The sequence below is a fragment of the Alkalilimnicola ehrlichii genome (assembly GCF_003399765.1).
GTDB lineage: Bacteria > Pseudomonadota > Gammaproteobacteria > Nitrococcales > AK92 > AK92.
The window spans coordinates 142,227-166,574 of the sequence record NZ_NFZV01000006.1; the positions used below are offsets into that span (position 1 = coordinate 142,227).

The window sequence follows — 24,348 nt, forward strand, 5'->3', positions numbered from 1 at the left end:
TGATCGCCAATTCTATTTCGGTATTAACAAATGCATACAATAAGAACCTTCCTGACTATGCGCACTCCGTTTCACCGGCGGTATCCATCTCCCTCAGCAAATGTCGCACATGAAGTTGACAAACGAATTGCAGTGGATAGACAACAAGGCTTTATATATTTTCGAATTCCAAAGGCCGCCAACTCTACCATATGCGCCACCCTATACCCGAAATCAAACCGCAATTCCGTAGACAAGAGAACTGCCAAAAGATATTTTGCGCGTGGCCGCTCATTAACAGCCGATGAGATAAAGCACCTAGCCAGTCGATTCTTCCTATTCTCTTTCGTCAGAAACCCTTATACAAGAACTGCATCTGCCTACCTGGACAAGGTGAAGAGAAACACCAAAACACAAAATTTAATAAGGCAGCGCTTAAAACTGCCCGGCGAAGAGCCAGTTAGTTTTTTGACCTTTTTCCAATATTTGACAGCAGGAGGACTATATGATAACGCCCACTGGTACCCTCAGACAACGTTCATACCCTGCGGCACGAAGACCCTATCTTTTTTGGGTCGAGTGGAAAATATCAACGAAGATCTAGAATCAGTCTTAATGGCCATTAATAACAAGCGAAAGCCGGATCTCATCCTCCGAGCAGAACACCGCACAGGAGCTAACGATAGGCTACTGGACTTGTACTGTCACTCCAGCCTCAACCTCGTAAACACGATTTACGACGCTGATTTCGACAATTTAGGCTACAAGAAGGTCGACTCATTGGCCGGAATCAACCTCGATAGCTCGCCGTATAATATCGAGGCTTAGACCATGACAAAAGGGATCGCATCTAGCTTATCTTTGTTCTCTCTATACTTACTCAGCTTGACGGTTGTTCTTTCAACGGCAGCTGTAAATATTGCATTATTTACTATAGTATTTTCTGCAGTTTTGGCGTGGCCATCGATGTGGTACGATTTCAGGAGAAATAGCCTTTTTTGGCTAACATTGGCATTAACCCTGTATACCATTACTCATTCTTTGATCTCAGTTTATTATCACCCTTCTCTTGCAGAGAGCAGCAATCCTCACTGGAGTCACATCGCACGGGTAACGGGTATTCTTAGTTTGTTTATTGGGTGGTGGATAGCATACCACCGCCGGCATGTCCCATACTTATTGATGACACTCCTCGCAGGTTTAGCCATTGGACTTTTCGCAGGTATCGACTTATCTGCGTTATTAAACGGGAGTGCGGTACATCGAGGCACATGGGGCACCCCTACCAACGAGGTAGGTTACCTTAGCGCCGTTGGCTTTGTCGGCTGCTTTATCGGCATCACCCAAGTTATTCTCTTCGGCAGCAAAAGGCTAAGCACGCTCGCACTCATTATCGGGCTAACTGCTACTTTATTCTTTTTTACTGTACTGTTGGGTTCCGGAACTCGCGGCGCATGGCTTGCGGCAACGATCGTTCTAGTGAGTTATATAGCGCTTCTCTTTATTCGGCTCAATAAGCACCACCCCAGGCACACAAAGCGCTACGCTTTAGTAACTGTGTTCCTGATGACAGCATTAGTCCCAATTCTCTATGCGAGCAGTAGCTCTCTCGAAAACCGTTTAGACAGCACATGGAAAATTGCTAAGGGTGTTTCAGAGTTTGATGTAAAGGATATCAACGCCGCCGATCCTTCTTCAGGCGCTCGAATCATGATGTGGCAAGAAGGGATAAAAGCCATTGCTGATAGGCCTCTGAGAGGCTGGGGGCTAGGGGGCAAGCACCTCGTAGCTGAACAGGACGGAAGCAATCTTAAGAACCACCCACACTTTCATAACTTATACATAGAGATTGCTGTCGGGCTCGGGTTGCCAGGGTTTATTCTTTTTATCTTGGTATACGGTAAAACGATAGTCACTTTTATGAAAAAAGAAAAAACCAATTATGAAGATTTCACTCCAGCATTACTTTCCGCCACTCTAGCACTATCGCTACTAGTTATGTTTTTGAGCTTCGTGTTGGCCAAACCCCAGGAAGAACGTTCTTTATTCTGCTTATAGGCTACTTAATTTCCTTCCAATTTTTGGGGAGAAATTCATCACGACCAGAACCTGATCAGGATTGAGAGATGGAAAGACGAGCATTCCGGGTTAGAGAGAAGCAGGCGATTGAAATACCTAGATCATGGTTGTTGGGATGGAAAGAAGCATTAAGGTACCGAAAATATTTTTATGATATTGAGCGGTATTGTATGTTCGTAGGGTACCCAAGAAGCGGCCACAGTTTAGTCGGCTCCTTGCTGAATGCCCACCCGGAAGTTGTCATAGCGCATGAACTTAATGCCTTGCGCTATATACGGTATGGCTTTTCAAGGGAGCAGATATTTGGCCTACTCATAAGACGAGATCAAGAGTTCGGTGCGCTCGGCCGAGAATGGAGTGGTTATAGCTATACCGTTGAGGGACAGAGCCAAGGAAAATGGACCCGATTACGAGTGATAGGTGACAAAAGAGGTCGCGCCTCTACTAAACTACTTGGCGAGAATCCTGCGCTACTTGGCGTTCTTAAGAAACGAGTCGCCTTACCCGTTACTGTGATTCATCATATCCGCAACCCTTTTGACAACATTTCTACTATCGCTCGAAAAGGTCGGGTCTCATTAGAAGTTGCGGCGGAACGCTATTTCCGGTTTGTCAACTGGGCTACAGGAACTATTCAAGAGCAGAGTACGGCCGAAGTCATTAACAGCTACCATGAAGACTTTATCGGGTCCCCCCAAACAGAGTTGCGTAGGTTAATCTCAGCTCTCGGCGTATCTGTGACGCAAGAGTATCTAGACGCCTGCGCTAAAAAAGTCTTTCCACAAGCCCGGCTTAGCCGAAAAAAAGTCAAGTGGCCTTCTATCCTGACTCAAGAAATTGAAGACAGGATACAGCTTTATCCGCACCTCAAGCGATATAACTTTTACACGTAAGCAATCAAGAAGCGGGATAGAACACCATTCCGTAAATACCTAGTATAGCAAAGTCACTACCTTGCGACGTGCCAGACAGAGAACTGGCTTTACTGCAAAATCAATTTTACAGAAGGGGCGAAATGCGGCTCGCTATTTTTATACCAAGTTATGGAGATGGTGGCGTCGAGCGGATGCTCGTTAATATGGCGAGGGGACTTGCGGCGCGGGAGGTCGAGGTTGTATTCCTCACAGGAAGGCTTGATGGCCCGCATCTCAATATGTTGCCGAAAAACGTTAAAACCATTCATTTCCCGAAAGTTAGCCGTCTAGCTCAGGTACATCGTTTGCGGGATATTCTACAGAGTGCGCCGGTAGATTGGTTGCTTGCAGCTAAGCTCGATGACGCGCGAGTAGCAATGGAGACAAAACGCTTACTTGGAGGTTGGCCGCGGGTATTACTTCGGCCGGGTACGGCTGTGACAGAACGGCTAGCGGGACGCGTGTGGTGGAAGAAGTGGCGAAAGCTTAGGCAGCTCCGGAAGATTTACGGACAGGCCGACCTGATCGTCGCGAACTCTGAAGGTGTGCGACAGGATATAGCGAGGGCGACTAATTTGCCTGTGAGGGCTCTTGAGCTTGTCAGGAATCCCGTCTTAGTTCCGGAGTTTTATAAACTCGCGGACGAGCCTGAACCTCATCCATGGTTTGCTGACGGTCAACCTCCCGTCATACTGGGGGCAGGCGGACTAAGGCAGCAGAAGGGCTTTGACACTTTAATACAAGCGTTTGGCATTGTGAAGAGTAAGCGCGAGTGCCGCCTTATGATTCTGGGAGAAGGCCATCAGAGACGAAGGCTAAGTGAGCAGGCACGCGCGCTAGGTATCGACAACGATTTCGCATTACCCGGCTTTACCAGTAACCCATACCCGTATATGCGCCACGCACGAGTATTTGTACTTTCCTCACGCTGGGAAGGATCTCCAAACGTACTGACAGAAGCACTAGCGCTCGGCACGCCAGTAGTCTCCACAAACTGCCGCAGCGGTCCTAGCGAAATACTGCAGGATGGTAAAATAGCACCTCTCGTTCCCGTTGACGATGCCGAAGCACTCGCCGATGCAATCGGCCAAACTCTGGACAGCCCGCCAAGCCCGGATGAGCTACGATCGGCGGCAAAGGACTATTCCATGGAAGCAAACGCGTTGCTTATAGCGCGTTACTCCATCGACACATGAGGTAGGACGAGTAAGGCATGCACATCGCTAGCAAAGTTAAAGTAAGAAACGAGCATAACCAGCGACAGAGATTATTTCTGCTAGGCTGCTCTCGGTCTGGCACGTCGCTGATTCAGCATCGTTTAGCTAATCACTCGTTGATCTACTCACTCCCTGAAACAGATTTTTTCGGTCGTTTGATGGGGAATGCTATGTGGCGATGGGTTGCAACGCATGGGTGGGTACGTCGTAGATCTGCAACTCGCGCATTAGAAAAGCTTGGCACCGTCGCTGGCGGAACCCCGCAGCATATCGGCACGGACCGTCATTTTGTTGCTACTAAAGAATGTGTTGCGGCTTTTATAGAGACGCTTGAACAAGCAACGAGTACAACTGAAAAACGGATTTGGTTGGAGAAGACCCCGAAACACTATCGCTATATTGAGCAAATAGAAAAATATATACCGAGCTCTTCCTTCATCCATGTAGTCCGCGATGGTAAAGCCGTAGTCGCGTCGATACAGTCTCGTGCTAGAAAATTTTCCGACGAGTTTGGCCACCAGAGCAATCCGCGCTACGCCGTTAAATTATGGAACCGCGCAGTACAGGTCGCACTCAAGCGAGTAGGCATGCAAACTGATATTGCGGTTTTCTATGAGGAGTTTGCCACTGAACCAAAGCAGGCATTACAAAACTTGTGCCATTGGATCGGCGTGGAATATGAACCAGCTATGTTGAGTGTCAACGAAAAAACTTCCGGTATACGAACTAGCAATGAGCAGTGGAAAGATGGTGTGACCCGAGACATAAAAATCGCTCCGTCGCAGTTTACTGAATTGTTCTCGAAAAGGGAGCAACGAAGAATATCCAAGGCACTCGACTACCATTCCTATGAAAAACTACGGCGCGCAGTATGCGCTGCGGAGAAAACCTGAGGTAGACAAAAGCACCGCACACCTCCCATCGCCAAAATACATAAACGAAACTCAGCGATGGGAGGCACCATTTTAGCTTCTACGTACGTAGAACCCATATCAGTGCGGGTAGGAACGGCCTTCCTCCGGCTCAAGACAGAGTATCTTCATGATATTTCATACGCTAGATATCACGTGACAGATAGCAAAAGTCATTATCTCTTCCTTACCGCACCGACTGCCGCCGCCCACGGCGGGCAACTTCCAGATCGCCCGGCTTGGCGTCTTTAAGCACATAGACCGCACCACAATACGGGCATTTTTCTTCGCCCGTTTCGTGGATAGGTAGGTACACCTTAGGGTGCGAATTCCACTGGTACATACCCGGCATGGGGCAGGACAGCGGCAGGTCGGCCGCCGTTACCTCATAGCGGTTCTCGGCGTTGGGCTGGATAAGGTCGTTACGATCGTGAGTTTGTGGATCGGGCACGGCTCTTTCCTCTAACGGTTAGACGTAGGTCAGCCATTCGGGATGCGTTTCACGACGGCCTTCGACTTGATCGAAGTACATCTTTTGCAAGCGCTCGGTAATCGGGCCACGGGTACCGCTGCCGATCGCGCGATCGTCCAGTTCGCGAATCGGCGTAACTTCTGCGGCAGTGCCGGTAAAGAAGGCCTCGTCACAGACATAGACTTCGTCACGCGTGATGCGTTTCTCCCGGACTTCCAGACCGATCTCCCGCGCCAGCTCAATTACGGTATCGCGGGTAATGCCCTCCAGCGCGGAGGTCAGCTCCGGCGTGTACAATACGCCATTCCGGACCATAAAGAAGTTCTCGCCCGACCCCTCTGCGACGAATCCGTCCACGTCAAGCAGTAACGCTTCGTCGTAGCCGGCTTTGGTGACTTCTTTCAGAGCCATCATGGAATTCATGTAATTGCCGTTGGCTTTGGCGCGACACATGGTGATGTTAATGTGGTGCCGTACGAACGACGAGGTTTTCACCCGAATACCGCGTTCGATGCTCTCGGCGCCCAAATAAGCGCCCCAGTGCCACGCAGCAATCATGGTGTGCACATTGAGGTTATCCGCGTGCAAACCCATGCCTTCGGAGCCGTAGAAGAACATCGGCCGAATATAAGCGCTTTCCAACTTATTCTCGCGGATGGTATCGAGAATGGCTTGGTCGATTTCCTCTGCGGTGTAGGGAGCGTCCATATCGAGGATCTTTGCAGACCCGAGCAAACGCTTGGAGTGTTCACGCAGACGGAACACGGCCAGTCCATTAGCGGTCGGATACGCGCGGATGCCCTCGAATACGCCCATACCATAATGCAATGTGTGCGTGAGCACATGAACCTGGGCCTCGCGCCAGGGCACGAACTTGCCGTCAATCCAAATGACGCCGTCGCGATCAGCCATACTCATGGAGGGCTCTCCTCGATCAAATTGACGCTATTTCTACTGCACCGACCGTACAATCACGGTAGCCGTGTCGTTTCGCAAAGACCGCTTACCGCTAGGCTTCCATCAGGCGCTGCCATAAAGCCGCGACCGATTGCCGCAGCTCGGCAAAAGCGGAAGTATCCGCCATCGCCCGTTGCTCCTGCAACGTGAGTTTATGCACGTAGCTGCGATAAGCTCGGTAGGCATCCGCCAACAACTCGGCCTCTTCGGCACTCAACCAGCCGGTCTGGCTCAATTCGTCCAGTAGACGAATGTTGTCGGTATACTGGAGCAGACCGGAATGACGTCCGGCCTTCGCCAGGACGCCATATTGCACCATAAATTCTATATCAGCGATACCGCCTCTATCCTGCTTGACGTCAAACTGATCGGATTTTTTGGCTCCCAATTGCTCTCGCATGCGTTCTCGCATGTGTCGGACGTCTTCTCGAAGCGCCTCTTCGTCCCGGCTTCGGGTCAGTATTTCCCGCCGCACGCGATCAAACGCATCTCTTAGCTTCACGTCCCCTGCCACCACACGGGCTCGGGTTAATGCCTGATGCTCCCACGTCCAAGCTTGGTTACGCTGATAATCGGCGAACGCATCGACCGATGTCGTTAACAAACCGGATTTACCGCTGGGCCGTAAGCGCGTATCGACTTCATAGAGCACGCCGCCGGGTGTCGGCGTGTTGAGAATATGGATGACGCGCTGTGCCAGGCGAGCAAAGAACACTTGATTATCGACCGGCCGCTCGCCGTCAGTCGCCTGCTCTTCGCCGGCGCTATCATGCAAAACACCAGGTCAAGATCGGACCCATAGCCGAGTTCGATCCCGCCGAGCTTGCCGTAGGCAACAACGGCAAAGCCGGGCTCGCGACCGATGCCATTCTCAATGCACCAGGGCTTGCCGTAACGCGCCGTAATCTGGCGATAAGCGGTAATAAGCACCGCCTCCAGCGTCACTTCCGCGATTTCGGTTAAGTAATCGCTAACCACCATCAGCGGCACGGCGCCACTGATATCGGCCGCCGCGACACGCAGATAGTTGGTCTGCTTAAACTGGCGCAAGACTTCCATCTGCTGTTCAAGGTCTTCGTCGCTAAGCCCCTCCAGCCGGGATTCCGCATCGGCCACCAGCTCTTCGCGCCGCAACGGGGCATACAAGGTACGCGGGTCCAATAGCTCATCGAGCAACAAAGGGTGTTTTGCTAAATAGCGGGCAATCCACGGACTGCTGCCACACAAGCGCACCAGCTGCGACAACGCCATTGGGTGCTCGACCAGGAGGGAAAGATAAGCGGTCCGCCGGCCGATAGCGTCAATCACTAGCAACAGGCGGTTGATTGTTTCGTCAGGGTCGTCGGTTCCGGCAGCTGCCGCGATGAGTAACGGCATCAAGCGGTCCAAACGGCGGCGGCCGGTCGCGCTCAAGCTGCGAGTGCTGACACCGTCGCGCAAGGCGGCGATCCGTCGATAAACACCGGCCGTATCGTTAAAGCCTGCCTCCGTCAGGAGCTCTTCCGCCTCCGGAGCGCTCAGTTCGGACACCCAAACCGCCGCCAACTCGTCTTCCGCTGGCTCGCTATCGCCAGCCTCTGCTTGCGGTGCCACAAACACCTGATCGAAATGCCCCTGCACACGGTGCCGATGGACTTCCAGACCTTCTCTAAAGCTATCCCAACACGGATAGTTCATGGCCAGTGCAAGGCGCTCCTGCTCCACCTGTTCTTCAGGCAGGGAGTGTGTCTGACGGTCATGGGCGGCTTGCAGCCGGTTCTCGCATGCCGTAAAAAGACATAAGCCTCGGTCAACTCATCCGCGGCGTAATCGGGCAGCTGCCCCTCTTCGCGTAGATGCGCCAGGACCGGCAAAATTTGTCGCTCCTGTAAACGGGTATCGCGCCCGCCCCGAATTAACTGAAAGGCCTGTCCGATAAATTCGATCTCGCGGATCCCGCCACGCCCAAGCTTGATGTTGTTCTCCATGCCACGGCGGCTGACTTCCCGCATGATCATCGTTTTTAACTCGCGTAGTGAGTCAAGCGCCCCGTAATCGAGGTAACGGCGAAAGACGAAAGGGCGCAAGCGTGCTAATAGCTCGCGCCCTCGGTCATAGTCGCCGCCGACTATGCGGGCTTTGATCATTGCGTAGCGCTCCCACTCACGCCCTTGATTTTGGTAATAATTCTCGAACGCATCGAAGCTCATCACCAAGGGGCCGCTATCGCCATACGGCCGCAAACGCATATCGACACGAAACACTTGCCCTTCCGCCGTATGCGCATCCAAAGCATTAATTAATTTACGGCCAAGTGCGGTGAAAAACTCATCGGTGCTACGGCTGCGGGCGCCGTCAGTCTCGCCGATCTCCGGGTAGGCGAAGATTAAGTCGATGTCGGAAGAATAATTCAGCTCGCAACCGCCCAGCTTGCCCATGCCGATCACGGCCATGTGCTGAGCGCCACCCTCGGCATCGCGCGGCGTGCCCCATAAATCGCACTGCCATTGGTAAAGACAGCGCAGCGCCTCGTCAATGCAAACTTCGGCCAACTCGGATAAATCCCGCAGGGTTTCGTTCAACTCTGCCCAGCCGGCAATGTCTCGCCACCCGATACGCACCATTTCGCGCCGCCGAAAACGCCGCAAGCGTGCACCAAGATCGTCGGCGTCGACAACGCCGTCCAAACGCAACCGTAAGCGCTCCCGCATACCGCTCTGGGTATAGGCGGCGGCTAGATCGCCGCTGTCCGCCAGGTCAGTCAACACCCCCTTATCGCGCAAACAACTGCGCGCAATGAACTCGCTGCACGCCCACACGCGCACCACGCTGTTCAGCACTGCCGGCAAAGCAGGAAACTCATTGTTATCCAGATACTGACCCAACCATCCCCGAGTCTGTTCGCGCAACGGTTCCGGAAGGCGTGTAAGGGCGGCGTCGAATTCGTGCATAACAATCCCCTGAGTTAGGAGGAAACAGATTAAGAGGCTACGGGAGCGGGTACAACCTGAAGCACTTGAAAAACGAGCTAAAGCCGTTACAAGCTGAACTTGTTTTGGTAAAACCATCTAAGGAAACAGAGCGATCGCCTCACTCCACAGCGAGCGCGAACGCTTGCTGGAGTAAATCGCCATTGGCAGCGCCCCTCTCACCCGATTAACGAAGGGTTAAGGCGTTGCTCCAGATTTCCTAATCCTAAAAGGCTAAGGGCCATATGCCATAACGAGGATACGATCGTGCACCGTCCCAAGGATCGAATTTGGCAACGGCGAATGACACGCCGCGACTTTCTCTGGTTAGCCGGCATGAGTTCCGCCGGCCTTGCAGCTAGCGGCTCTCTGGTTGGCTGCGCGACGGACCCTGTCACCGGACAACCGCGACTGATGCTGATGTCCGAGGAGGAAGAGGTCGCAATCGACCGCGAACACGCTCCCCACCAGTTCTCCAATGACTACGGAGTTGTTCAGGACGCGCGGCTTAACGCCTATTTGACCGAGGTCGGCCAAAGCATCGCGGCGGTCTCCCACCGACCCCACATGCCGTATTCCTATCAAGCGGTCAACGCGAACTATGTGAATGCCTATACCTTTCCCGGCGGCACCATGGCCTGCACGCGGGGCATTTTGGTCGACATGGACGACGAAGCGGAGCTTGCCGCTCTGCTCGGCCATGAAACCGGGCATGTAACGGCCCGCCATACGGCGCGCCGACAGACGCAGCAACTCTTAACCGCCATTGCCATCGGCGGCGTGACCATTGCCGCCGGCCAATCCGATCGGCTATCCGGCTACAGCGGCGCCATTTACGCCGTCGGCGCATTGAGCGCCGGTGCCTTACTTGCTAGCTACAGCCGTTCGAACGAGCGTGAAGCCGACGCGCTAGGCTTAGATTATATGGTCGAAGCCGGCCACGATCCGGAGGGTATGGTCGACCTAATGGCCATGCTGCAAAACCTATCGAGCCGCGACCCAAACGCGTTGGAATTGATGTTCTCGACTCACCCCATGAGCAGCGAGCGTTTCAATACGGCAAAGCGGCAGGCGCGCAACCATCCGTCCTACGACCGCACCCAAGGGCGGGAGCGCTATATGGACAACACCGCCAACTTACGGCGCATCCGTCCCACCATCAAAACTTTGCAAGCCGGCGAAGCGGACATGGCACGCGAACGCTATAGCGATGCCGAAACCAAGTTCGCCCAAGCGTTAAAGCAGGTTCCTGATGACTATTGCGGCCTACTGTTGATGGCACAATGCCAAACCGCTCAAGGCAAGCACAGAGAAGCCGACAAGTATCTTGCCGAGGCAAAAGCCGCCTATCCAGGCGAGGCAAAAGCTCTGCATTTAAGCGGTGTTAATCATTTAGCGCTGAACCGGCCGGAGGCAGCGTTAGCAGACTTCGAGGCTTACGAACGAAACCTGCCCGGCAATCCGAACACCCTGTTTCTCAAGGGCGTCGCCAACGAGAACATGCAAAACCGCCGCGCAGCGAGCGAGCATTATCGACGCTACGTACAACTCGCCGGCGACACCGAGCAGGCTCGCTACGCTGCCCAACGGCTACAGGCCTGGGAAAGCTAAGAGCACAGTCAAAATGACATAAAAAACCCCGCCGAAGCGGGGTTTTTGTTCGATACGGCTAGCCGGCGATTACATCATACCGCCCATGCCACCCATACCGCCCATGCCGCCCATATCCGGCATGCCTTCCTTCTCGTCCTTCGGCTGCTCAGCCACCATCGCCTCGGTGGTGATCATCAGCGCAGAGACGGAAGCAGCGTTCTGCAGAGCGGAGCGGGTGACTTTGGTCGGGTCCAGGATACCCATTTCGACCATGTCGCCGTACTCGCCGGTCTGCGCGTTATAGCCGTAGTTGCCCTTGCCGTCGCGCACGGCATTAACAACCACCGAGGGCTCGCCACCCGCGTTAGCGACGATCTGGCGCAGCGGCTCTTCGATTGCGCGACGAATCAGGGCGATACCCATATCCTGATCGTGGTTGTCGCCTTTGAGGCCATCGAGCGCACCTTGCGAACGCAGCAGCGCGGTGCCACCACCCGGAACGATGCCTTCTTCTACGGCAGCGCGAGTAGCATGCAGCGCGTCTTCGACGCGAGCTTTCTTCTCTTTCATCTCGATTTCGGTGGCCGCACCGACTTTGATCAGAGCCACACCGCCGGCAGCTTGGCAACCCGTTCCTGCAGTTTCTCTTTATCGTAGTCGGAGGTCGCTTCTTCGATCTGCGCACGGATCTGGTCGACCCGACCCATGATGTCTTCCTTGCGACCGGAACCATCGACGATGGTGGTGTTTTCCTTGGTAACCTGCACTTTCTTGGCCTGACCAAGATCGTCCAGGGTAGCTTTTTCCAAGGACAGACCCACTTCCTCGGCAATAACGGTGCCGCCGGTCAGGACCGCGATGTCCTGCAGCATAGCCTTGCGACGGTCGCCAAAGCCCGGTGCCTTAACGGCAGCAACCTTCACGATGCCGCGAATGCTGTTAACAACCAAGGTAGCCAGCGCTTCGCCTTCCACGTCCTCGGCCACGATCAGCAGCGGACGGTTGGACTTGGCAACGGCTTCCAACAGCGGCAGCAGCTCGCGAATGTTGGAGATCTTTTTGTCGAACAGCAGGATGTACGGGTCTTCCAGCTCGGCACTCATGCTCTGCTGGTTGTTGATGAAGTACGGGGAGAGATAGCCGCGATCGAACTGCATACCTTCGACTACGTCCAGCTCGTTCTCCAGACCCGAGCCTTCTTCAACCGTGATAACGCCTTCTTTACCGACTTTCTTCATCGCTTCGGCGATGATTTCGCCAACCGAGCTGTCGGAGTTAGCGGAGATGGTGCCGACCTGAGCGATTGCCTTGTCGTTATCGCAGGGCTTGGACAAGTCGCGCAGCGCGTTGGTGCAGGCAATAACCGCTTTGTCGATACCGCGCTTGAGGTCCATCGGGTTCATACCCGCAGCCACGGCCTTCATGCCTTCGCGCAGGATCGCTTGCGCCAGTACGGTTGCGGTGGTGGTGCCGTCGCCGGCGGTATCGGAAGTCTGGGAAGCGACTTCCTTCAGCATCTGCGCGCCCATGTTCTCGAACTTATCGGACAGTTCGATTTCCTTAGCAACGGAAACGCCGTCTTTAGTCACGGTCGGGGAACCGAAGCTCTTCTCCAGCACCACATTGCGGCCGCGCGGGCCAAGGGTCACTTTAACGGCATTGGCGAGCGTGTTAACGCCGGCAATCATGCGGCTCCGGGCGTCATCGCTAAAACGTACGTCTTTAGCAGCCATTATTCTTTCCTCTCAAACTGTTTTGGATCCGTTGAGCTTGACGACAGGTCGAGGCCTTAACCTTCGATGACGGCCATGATGTCGTCCTCGCGCATAACGAGGAGTTCTTCACCGTCAACCTTGACTTCGGTGCCGGCATATTTGCCGAACAGCACCTTGTCGCCCACTTTGAGATCCAGGGCCCGAACCTCGCCGTTGTCCAGGAGCTTGCCGTTACCGACAGCCTTCACTTCACCCCGGATCGGCTTTTCGGTAGCGGTATCGGGGATTACGATACCGCCGGGAGTCGTACGCTCTTCTTCCATGCGCTTGATGATCACGCGATCATGCAATGGACGAATGTTCATCAGACCTGTTCTCCCTACGAATTAGGTTGCAGTGGTTGTTGTGGGTCTCGCCAACAAGGTTGTTGTTAGCACTCGCCCCATGTGAGTGCTAATGATAGTCATGACGTTGACAGAGTCAAGCATCAAGCGCAAGACAATCCGGAAGCCGAGTGAGTTCGGTGTGGCCGCAAGTGGTACAATTCAACCGCCCCGGGCGATCACTAGTCTTTTCGCCCCTGTCGCCGAGCCGAAACATTACCGACACAGTATTGGCGAGGCGCAGGGAGGGTTTAACTGCGCAACCAGGGCCAATCGCATCCACCTACGCGCTTAGAGGAGGGTTCCATGGATTCCGAGCATTTAATCGTACTCTGCACATGCCCCGATCGCGCGACGGCCGAGGAAATTGCCAACACGTTGGTGGAATACGGCCATGCCGCTTGCGTTAACATTATCCCCGGCATCGTGTCCGTCTACGAATGGCAAGGCCAAGTCGAGCACGGCGAGGAACTACAACTGCTAGCGAAGACGACGAAACAGGCCTACCGCAAAGTGGAAGAGACTATCCAACGACTACATCCTTATGAACTTCCGGAGATCGTCGCGGTCCCTTTAGTTAAGGGGCTCAACGACTATCTGACCTGGATAAGCATTCAAACGAGCAAACACCGGCAAGCTCATGATTAATTTTCTTCAGCGGGCCTGGCTGCCCGGGCTTTTGCTAGCGCTCGCCATCGCGTTCGTCAGCGCACCAGCGCAGGCCAACTCGGGCGGCATCTTCGGCTTCTTTAGCGGCGGGAATAGCAACGAACCCTTACCCGCCGAACAGGCGTTTCCGTTTAGCGCCGAGCGCGCCGGAGCGCAAACGATCGTTGCCCGCTGGGACACCAAAGACGGCTATTACCTTTACCGGGACAAGCTCGACTTCAGCCTAAAAGGCACCGACGCCGAAATCGTAGAGATCGAACTCTCACCCGGCGAACTCAAGGACGACCCCTACTTCGGCGAACAGAAAGTCCTGTTCGGCACCGCGGAAGCCCGGCTGACACTAAGCGAGCCGGTAAGCGGCGATTTCACATTGACAGCCTATTATCAAGGCTGCGCACAGGCCGGGCTATGCTACCCGCCGCTATCCATTGACTACCCGTTCGGCTCGGCTCCCCCTGAAGCGCCAACACCGACCGTGAACCCGGCGCCGACGGACGCTGGCGCGATACCGCCCCCAAATGACACAGACCGACTCGCCGGCTTGCTGGAAGGCGGCAATCTCGCCCTTATCCTGGGGGCGTTTTTCGTTGCCGGCCTATTACTAGCCTTCACCGCCTGCCTCTATCCTATGATCCCGATCCTGTCGGGGCTTATAGCCGGCGATCGAGGCGAGAAATCAAGCAAACGCGCCTTCTTATTGTCTTTCGTTTACGTACAAGCAACGGCCGTCACCTACGCGATAGCCGGCGCCCTGGCGGGCCTGTCCGGCCAGGCCATTCAAGCCGATATGCAAAGCCCCTGGATTTTGGGCAGCTTTGCCGCCGTATTCGTGCTGCTCGCACTGTCTATGTTCGGGCTCTACGACCTCCAGCTTCCCGCGAGCTGGCAGACCCGACTCAACCAATTGTCCAACAAGCAGCGCGGCGGCAACCTGATAGGCGTAGCCATCATGGGCATGCTCTCGGCCCTGATCGTCGGCGCCTGTTCCGGCCCGGCCTTAATTGCGGCGTTGGTCTTTATCAGTAATACCGGAGATGCTTGGCTCGGCGGGCTGGCGCTCTACGTCATGGCCAACGGGATGGGCATCCCTTTATTAATTATCGGCACGGCGGCCGGCAAATGGCTCCCCCGCTCCGGCCCATGGATGGTCACCGTCAAGAAAATCTTCGGGGTCGGCTTTCTCGCCGTCGCCCTGTGGATGATAGAACGCATACTTCCAGGATCAGTCGGTTTAGCGCTCTGGGGCGCTCTCCTACTCGGCTGCGCGGTTTATCTTGGCGCTTTCGACTCGTTGACGGCCGAAGCCGACGGCACCCAACGGTTGCGGAAATTCGGCGGCCTACTGCTCTTCCTGTGGGGCAGTTTGGTCCTAATTGGAGCAGCCGCGGGCAATCGCGATTTCTGGCAGCGCTACACGGGGTCGGCTTTGCGCCGGCAGGCGCGCAGCAGGAGCTACGCTTTCAGCCGGTTAAAACCGTGAACGATTTAGGGCGTGCAATAAGCGCTGCGCAGCAAAGCGGGCGACCGGTGATGTTGGACGTTTACGCTGACTGGTGCGTGTATTGCGTACAACTTGAGCAGCGCACATTCACCGACCCCGAAGTACAGCGCACTCTAGCCGATGCTGTACTGCTCAAAGCCGATGTCACCGCCATGGACGACGACGACAGAGCTCTGCTCTCCCACCTAAACGTCTTTCTGCCACCGGCGGTAATTTTCTATGGCGCCGATGGCAGCGAACGGAAAGGCTTCCGCATCTCAGGCTTCATGCCTCCGGCAAGCTTTACCCCCCATGCACGACAGGCGCTATTCGCAGAGGCGATTTAATGACGGCACAATCGATTAGAACGCTGGTTTTTATAGTACTCGCAGCCATTCTCGGCGCGGCGCCGGCGTCGGCGGCTTTCTCGGCTACACACACTACAGCGAACGCACCGCCGCCGATCTCCGCCCCGAATTCGAGCTGCCGGATTTCGACGGCGAACTACAATCGATCGCCCAATGGGACGGCGACATCGTAGTCCTAAACTTCTGGGCCAGCTGGTGCCCGCCATGCGTTCGCGAGATTCCGCATTTCGTCGCGCTACAAGACAAATACGGCGAGCAAGGCGTGCAGTTTGTGGGCGTTGCGATCGATCGACGCGAGGCCGCGCAAGAGTTCGCCGAGGAACTCGGCGTGAACTATCCTATGTTGTACGGCGTTCAGGCAGCAATGGAAATTAGCGAAGCCTACGGCAATATGAGCGGCACATTACCCTACACAGTTGTCATTGATCGCGACGGTACAATTACCGATGTGTTTCCATATGAAGTAGATCACGAAACAATGGAAAACGCTGTGCTTAAATTATTATAAATTACTATTGCTGCCCGCCATCCGGCGGGCAGCTCATTTCTCGGCTCAGCGACCCCACCTATCCCACCCGCCCTAAACTTAGCCATGATCTGCTGCGATCCCCTGAGAAACAGCCGGGATCTAGACAACAACGCTTTAATGGTTCAGAATCGACCTCGATCATACCCATTAACGGGTAGAATTACGCAATACGAGGGGGAAAAATGCCAACGATACTGGTTCTTAACGGCCCTAATCTCAATTTATTGGGAAGCCGGGAACCGGAAATCTACGGCAGCGACACGCTTGCGGACATCGATGCACGGCTAGCAGCCAAGTGCAGGGAGGCGGGTGTCAGGTTCGACAGCTTTCAAAGCAACGCCGAACATGCCCTGATTGAACGGATTCATGCCGCCGGTACGGAAGGCGTTGATTTCATCATCATCAATCCGGCCGCATTTACTCATACAAGCATCGCTTTGCGCGATGCATTATTGGGTGTGCGGATTCCGTTCATCGAAGTTCACCTCTCGAATACGCATGCCCGCGAGGAGTTCCGACAGCGGTCTTACCTGTCGGACGTCGCCGTGGGCGTCATAAGCGGGCTCGGCCCGCAAAGTTACGAACTCGCACTACAGGCTGCCTTAAGGCGCCTGACGGCAACCTAAGGAAGGCTTCATGGATATCCGCAAAATCAAACGTCTTATCGAGCTCCTGGAAGAGTCCGGGGTTAACGAAATCGAGATCAAAGAAGGCGAAGAGTCGGTACGCATTAGCCGCGGCGGCAGTAGCATCGCCCCGCCGATACAGCATACTTACGTAACCGGCCCGGCTCCTTCGCAAGCGCCGGCACCCGTGGCGGAAAGCGCTCCGGCGGCAGCAAGCAGCGATAGCGGCCCCGCCGTCCCAGAAGGTCACCCGGTTCGCTCGCCGATGGTAGGCACGTTCTATCGCTCGCCCTCGCCGGGAGCGAAAGCCTTCGTCGAAGAGGGGCAACGGGTCAAAGTCGGCGATACGCTTTGCATCATTGAAGCGATGAAAATGCTCAACCAGATCGAAGCAGACAAGGATGGGGAAGTGAAGGCCATCCTGGTGGAGAACGGTCAGCCGGTCGAATTCGACCAACCGCTGTTTATCATCGACTAAGGCACGGGAACGTGCTATTCACCACCTACTTGGGTAGATTGGCCGATGCTGGATAAAGTAGTCATAGCAAACCGCGGCGAAATTGCGCTGCGGATCTTGCGCGCCTGCCGGGAACTCGGCATCAAAACGGTCGCAGTCCATTCCACAGCGGATCGCGACCTTAAGCACGTACGACTCGCGGACGAGTCGGTATGTATTGGCGGCGCTCCGTCGAGCGAAAGTTACCTCAACACACCTGCCATCATTAGCGCGGCGGAAGTGACCGACGCAGTCGGCATCCATCCCGGTTACGGATTTCTCTCCGAGAACGCCGATTTCGCCGAACGCGTCGAAAGCTCCGGCTTCGTCTTCATCGGCCCAAGAGCCGAAACCATTCGCCTGATGGGCGATAAGGTCTCGGCCATTAAGGCAATGAAGGAAGCCGGCATCCCCTGCGTGCCCGGCTCCGATGGCCCACTGGGCGAGGACGCGGAGGAAAATCTGCGTCTTGCGCGCGAGATCGGCTATCCGGTCATTATCAAGGCTGCCGGCGGCGGCGGCGGGCGCGGTATGCGAGTTGTGCACAGCGAAGCAGCGTTGCTAAATGCCATCTCGCTGACCAAAGCCGAAGCGGGTGCGGCCTTTGGCAACAGCACGGTCTACATGGAGAAATTCCTGGACGACCCGCGCCATATCGAGATCCAGGTACTGGCAGACGAACACGGCAACGCCATCCACTTGGGCGAACGCGACTGCTCGATGCAGCGTCGCCACCAGAAAGTGGTCGAAGAAAGCCCGGCTCCCGGCCTTACGCCGGAACAGCGGGAAGAGATCGGCGAACGCTGTGCGGAAGCCTGCCGCCGTCTTGGCTATCGCGGCGCCGGCACCTTCGAATTTCTCTACCAGGACGGCAGTTTCTATTTCATCGAAATGAACACTCGGGTCCAGGTCGAGCACCCAGTTACCGAGATGGTCACGGGCGTCGATATCGTGCGTGAACAATTACGGATTGCTGCCGGAGAGAAGCTTGGCTATCGCCAGGAAGATATCCGGATTATCGGGCACGCCATCGAATGCCGCATCAATGCCGAGGATCCGAAGAGCTTCATCCCCTCGCCCGGCACGATCACCCAATACCATGCCCCAGGCGGGCCGGGCATTCGGGTCGACTCGCATATCTATAACGGCTACTTCGTACCGCCGAACTACGACTCCATGATCGGCAAGCTGATTGCTTATGGCGATACCCGAGAGTCGTCGATCGCGCGGATGCGCACAGCCTTATCCGAGGTGGTCGTCGGCGGAATTAAAACAAACATTCCGCTGCATCAGGACATCATGAACGATGCCGCTTTCCAAGCAGGCGGAACCAACATTCATTACCTTGAGAAGAAGCTGAGCAACAGCTAATCGCCACCGCACTCAAGCGCCGGCTTCGGCCGGCGCTTTAATTGCCGCCACAGACTATGCCGCATGCACCCGGCTCGCTATGCCGCCGCAAGACATACCCCGCCCACTCCCCCCCCGCAATATCAAAGGCGCAAGAGCCAAGAACCGGTAAATTGCAGCATTGAAGGTCACTGTCTATAACTATGAGGTGACGCAAAGACCTACTCGGCCGTTACGGAGAAAGTCGTAGCATTAGGGAGAAGGAGCCAAACTGCGTGAGCACTCTCGCCCGCCATGGAAAAGCGCGTTTACTCGTCACCTGCGGCGTACTGCTGGCCATTGCCATTACCGCTGTCCTGCTTGTCCTGCTACGCCAGGGAGGGGATTCGCAAGCGGATCGGCCATCTACCGAGGTAACAACCGCCACCCGCGAGGTACAGCCACCAAAGGACGCTGCCTCGCTGTCCGCGACAGCTGCCGCCACATCCGGTCAAAGCCTGCGGGAAAAACCCGCCGAAGCCCCCGCGCCTGGCGAACTGTTTGCGAAAGACGATGCATTGTGGCGACAATTTAAACTCGACCCGATGGGCGATTTAGCGCTGGAGACCACAACGCGCTTTGCCATCGAAAGATTACTGTCCCAACTGCCGAGTCAAGGCGACGAGGCCGGCCTTACACGGTTACAGCAGATGGTGCTCGACAACGAGCGACTATCCGACCCGGTCGCCGAACAACTCGCCGCACTCTTAGGCGACTACTATCGTTATCAACAGGCCAACGACGCGCTAATGGCGGAAATCGATAACGTAGACAGTCTTGGCGCCCTTGAACAATTGATAGACCGCCAAGCGCAGCTGCGGCGCACCCACCTGGGCGAGCGAGTAGCCGATGCTTTTTTGCCGAGGAACAAGCACGTGCCCGTTATCAACTGGAACGCATGCGACTCGAAGCGGATACAGCACAACAGGGGACAGAGAACCAACCGCCTCGCAGCACCGAGGACACCTGGGAAGAGCGCTATCGAGCCTTTGCGCAAGAAAAAGCGGCTATCCTTAACGCCGGACTAAGCGAAACCGACCAAGAAGAGCAACTGACTCGGTTACTAGAAACCCATTATCAAGCCCACGAACGCGACGCCGCTCGTGCCTATGCGCGTTACCGCAAACAACAAGCGCGCAACGCGCCGTAGAAGATCCACCATCAGATGACGAAGGCGGCCAACGCTCGTTAGCCGAACAATAACCTAAGGCCAACCAAAATCAGGAAGGCACCGAAAATACGCTTAAGAAGAAGCGGCGGCAGACGATGCGCCAACCTCGCGCCTACCGGAGCCAGCAACAAACTCGGTAAAACCAAACCAGCCACTGCCGGCCAATACACATACCCGGTGGCACCGCTTGGCAGCGCAGGGTTTCCCCAACCTGTTAGCACAAACCCAAGCGCGCCGAACACCGCTATCGGTAAACCGCAAGCAGCGGAGGTACCCACGGCTTTACGCATCTGAGTGCCGCACCACGCTAACCAAGGAACCGTTAGGCTACCGCCGCCGATCCCCAACATAGCGGATAGGGTTCCAATGCCGGTGCCACCAACGACCAAACCTACCGTCCCAGGCAATTGCCTATGGGCCGAAGGCATGCCGGCCAGCAACATTTGCGCGCCCACCAGTATTAAAAACACGCCGAAAATGTTTCGCAGCGCCTCGCTCGACAAAAGGTCGGCAATAACGGCCCCCAACAAGGAGCCGACGATAATACCCGGCAATAAACGCCAGAATATCGGCCAAAGGACACCGCCCAGTCGCATATGCGCACGCACCGAGCTGATCGACGTTAATACGATAGCCGCTAACGATGTCCCCACCGCCAGATGCATAAGGTTGGCGTCGGGAAATCCGCTCAGCGCAAAGACGAATAGCAAAACCGGCACGATCACCGTCCCGCCGCCGACGCCGAACAAGCCGGAAATAAGCCCGGCTGCGGTACCGGCGACAAGATAAAGCAGCACCCCTTCCAGAAGCCCTCCTTAGTACTTACCTCTAATAGACGCGTGGCCGCCCCTCAACAGGCGGTCCGGGAAATGGCTATTATAGAGAAACCTAGAATCCCTAGCTTCCACAATCGTCGGATATCAAGGAAGCGACACCCGTCTTTATGCGACTCGTCCGCAGAGATGGAAGCAACGTTTTGTTCAGAGCCTTTTTACCGAGAACCGGACCGGGCCGCGGTAACGGTATACTGGCGGCCTACAGCACGCGGCAGCAGACAGGAGGCAGTGCCTTATGCGTATACGGAACATCTGCATACTCGGCGGCACGGGGTTTGTCGGTCGCCACCTAGCCAACCGCCTGTCGACGGCGCAAGAAAAACGCCATACGCGCGTTCTAACCCGTCACCGCGAGCGCAATAAGCACCTACTCGTCATTCCGAACCTTTATTTGTACGAAGTCGACCATTTAGACGAAGACTCGCTGGCGTATTACTTTAAAGGCTGCGAGATCGTCATCAACCTGATCGGCATTCTCAACGAATCCCGCAAAGGCGATTTTGAGCGGGTGCACGCACAATTACCGGAACGCATTGCCCGAGCCTGTAAAAGGGCCGGCGTTAAACGGCTACTGCACATGAGCGCCCTGGGCGCCTCGGCCGAAGCCCCGAGCGCCTACCAACGCAGCAAAGCGGAAGGCGAGCGGCGCGTACACGAAGCGGCCAATGACGTCTTCACTGTGACCAGCTTCCAGCCTTCAGTCATTTTCGGCCCCGAAGACAGTTTTTTTAACCGTTTTGCCGGATTATTGCGCATTTCGCCGGGCATCTTTCCGTTGCCGACACCCGATGCGCGCTTCAGCCCGGTTTACGTCGGCGACGTCGCGACGCCTTTATCCGCTGCATGCTCGAGCCCCGCAGCTATGGTCGTCGGTACGAACTCTGCGGCCCCAAAACCTATCGCTTGCGAGAACTGGTAGAGTATGCGGGCGAGGTTAGCGGCCACCCACGCCGGATCTGGGGGTTGGGTGATGGTTTATCGCGACTGCAAGGGCGCATTCTCGGGCGCCTGCCCGGACAGCCGTATAGCTACGATAATTATTTATCTGCGACGGTCGACAATGTCTGCACGCACAACGCGCTGCCGGAGTTAGGTATCGAACCGACGGGCATCGACACCGTCGTCCCCCAATACCTACGCCTGACACGTGCCGAGCGCATGCGTCGCGGTCGCACCAGCGCCGGTGCGACCGGCAACAAATCCGATGCCGATCCCACGATGGATCAACGGTGAAACGTATGAATGTTTATTTGGTTGGCGGTGCGGTACGCGACCGGCTGCTCGGTTTACCGGCGCGGGAGCGCGATTGGGTTGTCGTCGGAGCCACTCCGCAAACGTTGGAAGCACAAGGTTTTCAGCCGGTAGGCAAGGATTTTCCGGTTTTTCTACACCCAGAAACCAAAGAGGAGTACGCCTTGGCCCGCACAGAGCGCAAGACGGCGCCTGGCTACCAAGGCTTTCAGTTCCACGCGAGTCCCGAGGTTACGTTAGATGAAGACTTACGCCGGCGCGACCTGACCATCAACGCCATCGCGCGAAAACCCGACGGCTCCTTGATCGACCCGTTTAACGGCGTCGCCGACCTACATGCCAGGATATTGCGCCATGTCTCGCCGGCTTTCGCCGAAGATCCGGTACGCATCCTCCGCCTCGCCCGATTTGCTGCGCGCTTCTCCCCTTTAGGGTTCCAGGTCGCAGAGGAAACGCTCGCGCTTGCGCGCCAAATGGTGGCCGCCGGCGAAGTCGATGCGCTCGTTCCCGAACGCGTCTGGCAAGAGCTTTCGCGTGCGCTAATGGAGCCGCGCCCGTCGGCGTTTATACGCACACTGCGCGATTGCGGCGCGTTAGCTCGACTGTTACCCGAAATCGACTGTTTATTCGGCGTGCCACAGCCTGAAGCGCATCACCCGGAAATCGATACCGGCCTTCATACTCTGCTTGCCCTGGACATGAGCGCTCACCTACGGGCTGAGTTGAGCGTACGCTTTGCAGTATTAGTGCATGATCTCGGCAAGGGCGTCACGCCCACTGCCGAACTGCCTAGTCACCGCGGCCACGAAGGCCGTGGCGTACCTTTGGTCGATGCGGTCTGCGAGCGGCTAAGGGTGCCGCGTGCACCGAGCGATTTAGGGCGTTTAGTCGCCAAGTTCCACTTGCATTGCCACCGCGCGTTCGAGCTAAAACCCAGCACGGTATTGAAAGTACTCGAAGGGTTAGATGCCTTTCGGCGGCCGGAGCGAGTGGCGCAATTCACCCTTGCCTGCGAGTGCGATGCACGAGGCCGAACCGGCCTGGAGAGCCAGCCTTATCCGCAACGGGCTTTCTTTGAAGCCGCTTACGCCGCCGCCGCGACCGTCGACGCGCGCCGTTTCGTCGAACAAGGGCTACGAGGAGCGCAGATTGGCGAAGCGGTACGGCAAGCGCGGGTGAAAGAAATCGCAACGATTAAGGAAACCCGAACGACAAGCGCAATCAACTAGGCAAGGCAGCAGAGGCTTCCTCGTTCGGCTCCAGGCGGTAAATCTTGATGCGCTCCGGCAAACCGCGGATGCGTGCATAGCAAGGGTCGACGAAGCGGAAGCGGCGGTCTTCGCCCACCGCTTGGCAAACAATATCGGAAACCACGATATCCTGCGAATGAGCATAACCGCATAGACGGGCGGCCAAGTTCACGCTATTACCGATAACGGAATAGTCCAGATGCTTACCGCTACCGATGTTACCAGCCACAACCCGCCCTTGGTGAATACCGATACCCAAGGGCATGGGCACGTCCTCGTTGGCCATTTCGGCGGCGACTTGCATGATTTCAAGCGCGCAGCGGCAGGCATCCCAAGCCATCGAGTCGCCGTCGAACACGGCCATAATACCGTCGCCGCCGAACTTATCGACATAACCCCGGTTGCGGTACACCGCATCGACCTGCGCCCCCAACTGCTGACTGATGTTGGAGAACAACACGCTCGGCGGCAACTTCTGCGATAAGGCGGTAAAGCCACGAATGTCCGAGAAGAGGATGCAGACTTCGCGCTCTTCCGGCGGCGGCAACTCATCCATCTGCGCACTGCGCTCTATAATCTGCCGCACGCGCGGCGAGATATAACGGGCGAGATTAACCCGCACACGCTCAAGCTCTCGGAACGAGTCGTATTTTTTCAGCAGCCCACCCAGGCGCGCGGTAACCACTAATGGCGATAGGGGCTTATCGACGAAATCGTCGCAGCCAACCGCAAACGCGCGCCGAAACACGGCAGGATCCTCCAGCGCGGTCACCATGAGAATCGGCGTCATACTAAACCGTGGCTGCTCACGCAGCTTTTGGCACAACTCGATACCGCCCATGCCAGGCATCTCGACATCGATCATGAAGGCGTCCGGAATATGCTCCTCAAGCATCTCCAGCGCACGCTCGCTGCTATCGGCAATCAGCACCTGGTAATCGGCTGCTTGCAAAATGCGACTCAGCACCATCCGCGAGAAGCGATGATCATCGACCACCATGATGGTGCGTTGGCACTGAGTGTTTTCCATGGCCGCTCTTCCGCTAAGGCTCCAGCTTTCTACCTTGGGCTAAATCCACAACTAGGCAAAAGCCGATCCGTTCGCGACAAACTCC

The 24,348-nt window shown here is 55.8% G+C and carries 24 protein-coding genes and 3 pseudogenes; 18 read left to right on the forward strand and 9 right to left on the reverse strand.

The window, feature by feature from the left end:
* The first annotated feature begins 132 nt into the window (after positions 1 to 132).
* The 5 genes from CAI21_RS07955 to CAI21_RS07975 all read left to right on the forward strand — a co-directional run bounded on the left by CAI21_RS07955 (position 133) and on the right by CAI21_RS07975 (position 5,082).
* Positions 133 to 807, forward strand: coding sequence for a sulfotransferase family 2 domain-containing protein (locus CAI21_RS07955; protein ID WP_181919316.1), 675 nt, complete (start codon positions 133 to 135; stop codon positions 805 to 807).
* A 3-nt stretch (positions 808 to 810) separates the two neighbouring features.
* Positions 811 to 2,037 carry an O-antigen ligase family protein gene (locus CAI21_RS07960; protein ID WP_116301799.1) on the forward strand — a complete coding sequence of 409 codons (1,227 nt, stop codon included), beginning with the start codon at positions 811 to 813 and terminating at the stop codon, positions 2,035 to 2,037.
* A 68-nt stretch (positions 2,038 to 2,105) separates the two neighbouring features.
* Positions 2,106 to 2,951 (forward strand): sulfotransferase, encoded by an 846-nt coding sequence (locus CAI21_RS07965; protein ID WP_116301800.1) that lies wholly within the window; start codon positions 2,106 to 2,108, stop codon positions 2,949 to 2,951.
* Between the two features lie 68 nt (positions 2,952 to 3,019).
* The gene (locus tag CAI21_RS07970) at positions 3,020 to 4,168 is read left to right on the forward strand and encodes a glycosyltransferase (protein WP_258868910.1); all 1,149 of its coding nucleotides are present in this window, start codon (positions 3,020 to 3,022) and stop codon (positions 4,166 to 4,168) included.
* 17 nt (positions 4,169 to 4,185) lie between these two features.
* The gene (locus CAI21_RS07975; RefSeq protein WP_116301802.1) at positions 4,186 to 5,082 is read left to right on the forward strand and encodes a sulfotransferase family protein; all 897 of its coding nucleotides are present in this window, start codon (positions 4,186 to 4,188) and stop codon (positions 5,080 to 5,082) included.
* Between the two features lie 205 nt (positions 5,083 to 5,287).
* Here CAI21_RS07975 and CAI21_RS07980 read toward each other — a convergent pair whose 3' ends face one another.
* The 5 genes and pseudogenes from CAI21_RS07980 to glnE form a co-directional block, all read right to left on the reverse strand.
* Positions 5,288 to 5,551, reverse strand: coding sequence for a zinc-finger domain-containing protein (locus CAI21_RS07980; RefSeq protein ID WP_116301803.1), 264 nt, complete (start codon positions 5,549 to 5,551; stop codon positions 5,288 to 5,290).
* An 18-nt stretch (positions 5,552 to 5,569) separates the two neighbouring features.
* Positions 5,570 to 6,490, reverse strand: coding sequence for a branched-chain amino acid transaminase (locus CAI21_RS07985; protein WP_116301804.1), 921 nt, complete (start codon positions 6,488 to 6,490; stop codon positions 5,570 to 5,572).
* A 91-nt stretch (positions 6,491 to 6,581) separates the two neighbouring features.
* A complete protein-coding gene (locus CAI21_RS25865) occupies positions 6,582 to 6,941 on the reverse strand; it encodes a [protein-PII] uridylyltransferase family protein (protein ID WP_404840864.1) in 360 nt (119 codons plus the stop codon).
* A gap of 123 nt (positions 6,942 to 7,064) precedes the next feature.
* Positions 7,065 to 8,206 (reverse strand): annotated as a pseudogene (locus CAI21_RS24730) (bifunctional [glutamate--ammonia ligase]-adenylyl-L-tyrosine phosphorylase/[glutamate--ammonia-ligase] adenylyltransferase); the annotation flags it as partial.
* Positions 8,183 to 9,576: pseudogene (gene glnE, locus CAI21_RS24735) on the reverse strand (bifunctional [glutamate--ammonia ligase]-adenylyl-L-tyrosine phosphorylase/[glutamate--ammonia-ligase] adenylyltransferase); the annotation flags it as partial. The pseudogenes CAI21_RS24730 and glnE, both read right to left, overlap by 24 nt.
* Before the next feature lie 168 nt (positions 9,577 to 9,744).
* Here glnE and CAI21_RS07995 point away from each other — a divergent pair.
* Positions 9,745 to 11,088: a M48 family metalloprotease gene (locus CAI21_RS07995; protein WP_258868047.1), complete on the forward strand. Its 1,344-nt coding sequence runs from the start codon at positions 9,745 to 9,747 to the stop codon at positions 11,086 to 11,088.
* Positions 11,089 to 11,157: 69 nt separating this feature from the next.
* Here CAI21_RS07995 and groL read toward each other — a convergent pair.
* Together groL and groES are read right to left on the reverse strand one after the other, a co-directional pair.
* Positions 11,158 to 12,803: pseudogene (groL, locus tag CAI21_RS08000) on the reverse strand (chaperonin GroEL).
* Between the two features lie 56 nt (positions 12,804 to 12,859).
* On the reverse strand, positions 12,860 to 13,150 hold the full coding sequence (gene groES / locus CAI21_RS08005; RefSeq protein WP_116301806.1) for a co-chaperone GroES: 291 nt from the start codon (positions 13,148 to 13,150) through the stop codon (positions 12,860 to 12,862).
* Between the two features lie 324 nt (positions 13,151 to 13,474).
* Here groES and cutA point away from each other — a divergent pair, with 324 nt between their 5' ends.
* From cutA to CAI21_RS25870, 9 genes are all read left to right on the forward strand, one after another.
* Positions 13,475 to 13,816 (forward strand): divalent-cation tolerance protein CutA, encoded by a 342-nt coding sequence (gene cutA, locus CAI21_RS08010; protein WP_116301807.1) that lies wholly within the window; start codon positions 13,475 to 13,477, stop codon positions 13,814 to 13,816.
* Positions 13,809 to 15,317 (forward strand): protein-disulfide reductase DsbD, encoded by a 1,509-nt coding sequence (gene dsbD, locus CAI21_RS08015; protein WP_116301808.1) that lies wholly within the window; start codon positions 13,809 to 13,811, stop codon positions 15,315 to 15,317. The genes cutA and dsbD overlap by 8 nt, the downstream gene beginning before the upstream one ends.
* Before the next feature lie 50 nt (positions 15,318 to 15,367).
* Positions 15,368 to 15,664: a thioredoxin family protein gene (locus CAI21_RS23115; protein ID WP_181919317.1), complete on the forward strand. Its 297-nt coding sequence runs from the start codon at positions 15,368 to 15,370 to the stop codon at positions 15,662 to 15,664.
* A 166-nt stretch (positions 15,665 to 15,830) separates the two neighbouring features.
* Positions 15,831 to 16,193 carry a TlpA family protein disulfide reductase gene (locus CAI21_RS08025; RefSeq protein WP_258868056.1) on the forward strand — a complete coding sequence of 121 codons (363 nt, stop codon included), beginning with the start codon at positions 15,831 to 15,833 and terminating at the stop codon, positions 16,191 to 16,193.
* Between the two features lie 203 nt (positions 16,194 to 16,396).
* Positions 16,397 to 16,840: a type II 3-dehydroquinate dehydratase gene (gene aroQ, locus CAI21_RS08030; protein ID WP_116301810.1), complete on the forward strand. Its 444-nt coding sequence runs from the start codon at positions 16,397 to 16,399 to the stop codon at positions 16,838 to 16,840.
* A 10-nt stretch (positions 16,841 to 16,850) separates the two neighbouring features.
* Positions 16,851 to 17,318 (forward strand): acetyl-CoA carboxylase biotin carboxyl carrier protein, encoded by a 468-nt coding sequence (accB, locus tag CAI21_RS08035; RefSeq protein WP_116301811.1) that lies wholly within the window; start codon positions 16,851 to 16,853, stop codon positions 17,316 to 17,318.
* Between the two features lie 45 nt (positions 17,319 to 17,363).
* Positions 17,364 to 18,707, forward strand: coding sequence for an acetyl-CoA carboxylase biotin carboxylase subunit (accC, locus tag CAI21_RS08040; protein ID WP_116301812.1), 1,344 nt, complete (start codon positions 17,364 to 17,366; stop codon positions 18,705 to 18,707).
* Between the two features lie 254 nt (positions 18,708 to 18,961).
* Positions 18,962 to 19,753: a hypothetical protein gene (locus CAI21_RS24740; protein ID WP_258868913.1), complete on the forward strand. Its 792-nt coding sequence runs from the start codon at positions 18,962 to 18,964 to the stop codon at positions 19,751 to 19,753.
* Positions 19,735 to 19,875 (forward strand): hypothetical protein, encoded by a 141-nt coding sequence (locus tag CAI21_RS25870; RefSeq protein ID WP_404840865.1) that lies wholly within the window; start codon positions 19,735 to 19,737, stop codon positions 19,873 to 19,875. The genes CAI21_RS24740 and CAI21_RS25870 overlap by 19 nt, the downstream gene beginning before the upstream one ends.
* A gap of 38 nt (positions 19,876 to 19,913) precedes the next feature.
* On the opposite strand, the gene CAI21_RS08050 is transcribed toward CAI21_RS25870, so the two are convergent.
* Positions 19,914 to 20,693 carry a sulfite exporter TauE/SafE family protein gene (locus tag CAI21_RS08050; protein ID WP_309544671.1) on the reverse strand — a complete coding sequence of 260 codons (780 nt, stop codon included), beginning with the start codon at positions 20,691 to 20,693 and terminating at the stop codon, positions 19,914 to 19,916.
* 274 nt (positions 20,694 to 20,967) lie between these two features.
* Between CAI21_RS08050 and CAI21_RS08055 the strand changes: the two genes are divergently transcribed.
* Genes CAI21_RS08055 through CAI21_RS08060 form a run of 3 tightly spaced genes read left to right on the forward strand, consistent with a single transcriptional unit; the run spans position 20,968 to position 23,212 of the window.
* A complete protein-coding gene (locus CAI21_RS08055; RefSeq protein ID WP_309544672.1) occupies positions 20,968 to 21,651 on the forward strand; it encodes a complex I NDUFA9 subunit family protein in 684 nt (227 codons plus the stop codon).
* Entirely contained in the window at positions 21,636 to 21,965 is a 330-nt protein-coding gene (locus CAI21_RS25535) for a hypothetical protein (RefSeq protein WP_309544673.1), read from the forward strand. Before CAI21_RS08055 ends, CAI21_RS25535 begins: the two co-directional genes overlap by 16 nt.
* Before the next feature lie 5 nt (positions 21,966 to 21,970).
* Positions 21,971 to 23,212 (forward strand): multifunctional CCA addition/repair protein, encoded by a 1,242-nt coding sequence (locus CAI21_RS08060; RefSeq protein ID WP_116301858.1) that lies wholly within the window; start codon positions 21,971 to 21,973, stop codon positions 23,210 to 23,212.
* Here the strand turns inward: CAI21_RS08060 and CAI21_RS08065 are convergent.
* Positions 23,205 to 24,263, reverse strand: a complete 1,059-nt coding sequence (locus CAI21_RS08065) for an adenylate/guanylate cyclase domain-containing protein (RefSeq protein ID WP_116301815.1) — start codon at positions 24,261 to 24,263, stop codon at positions 23,205 to 23,207. The two genes, CAI21_RS08060 and CAI21_RS08065, sit on opposite strands and share 8 nt — an antisense overlap.
* Positions 24,264 to 24,348: the final 85 nt, after the last annotated feature.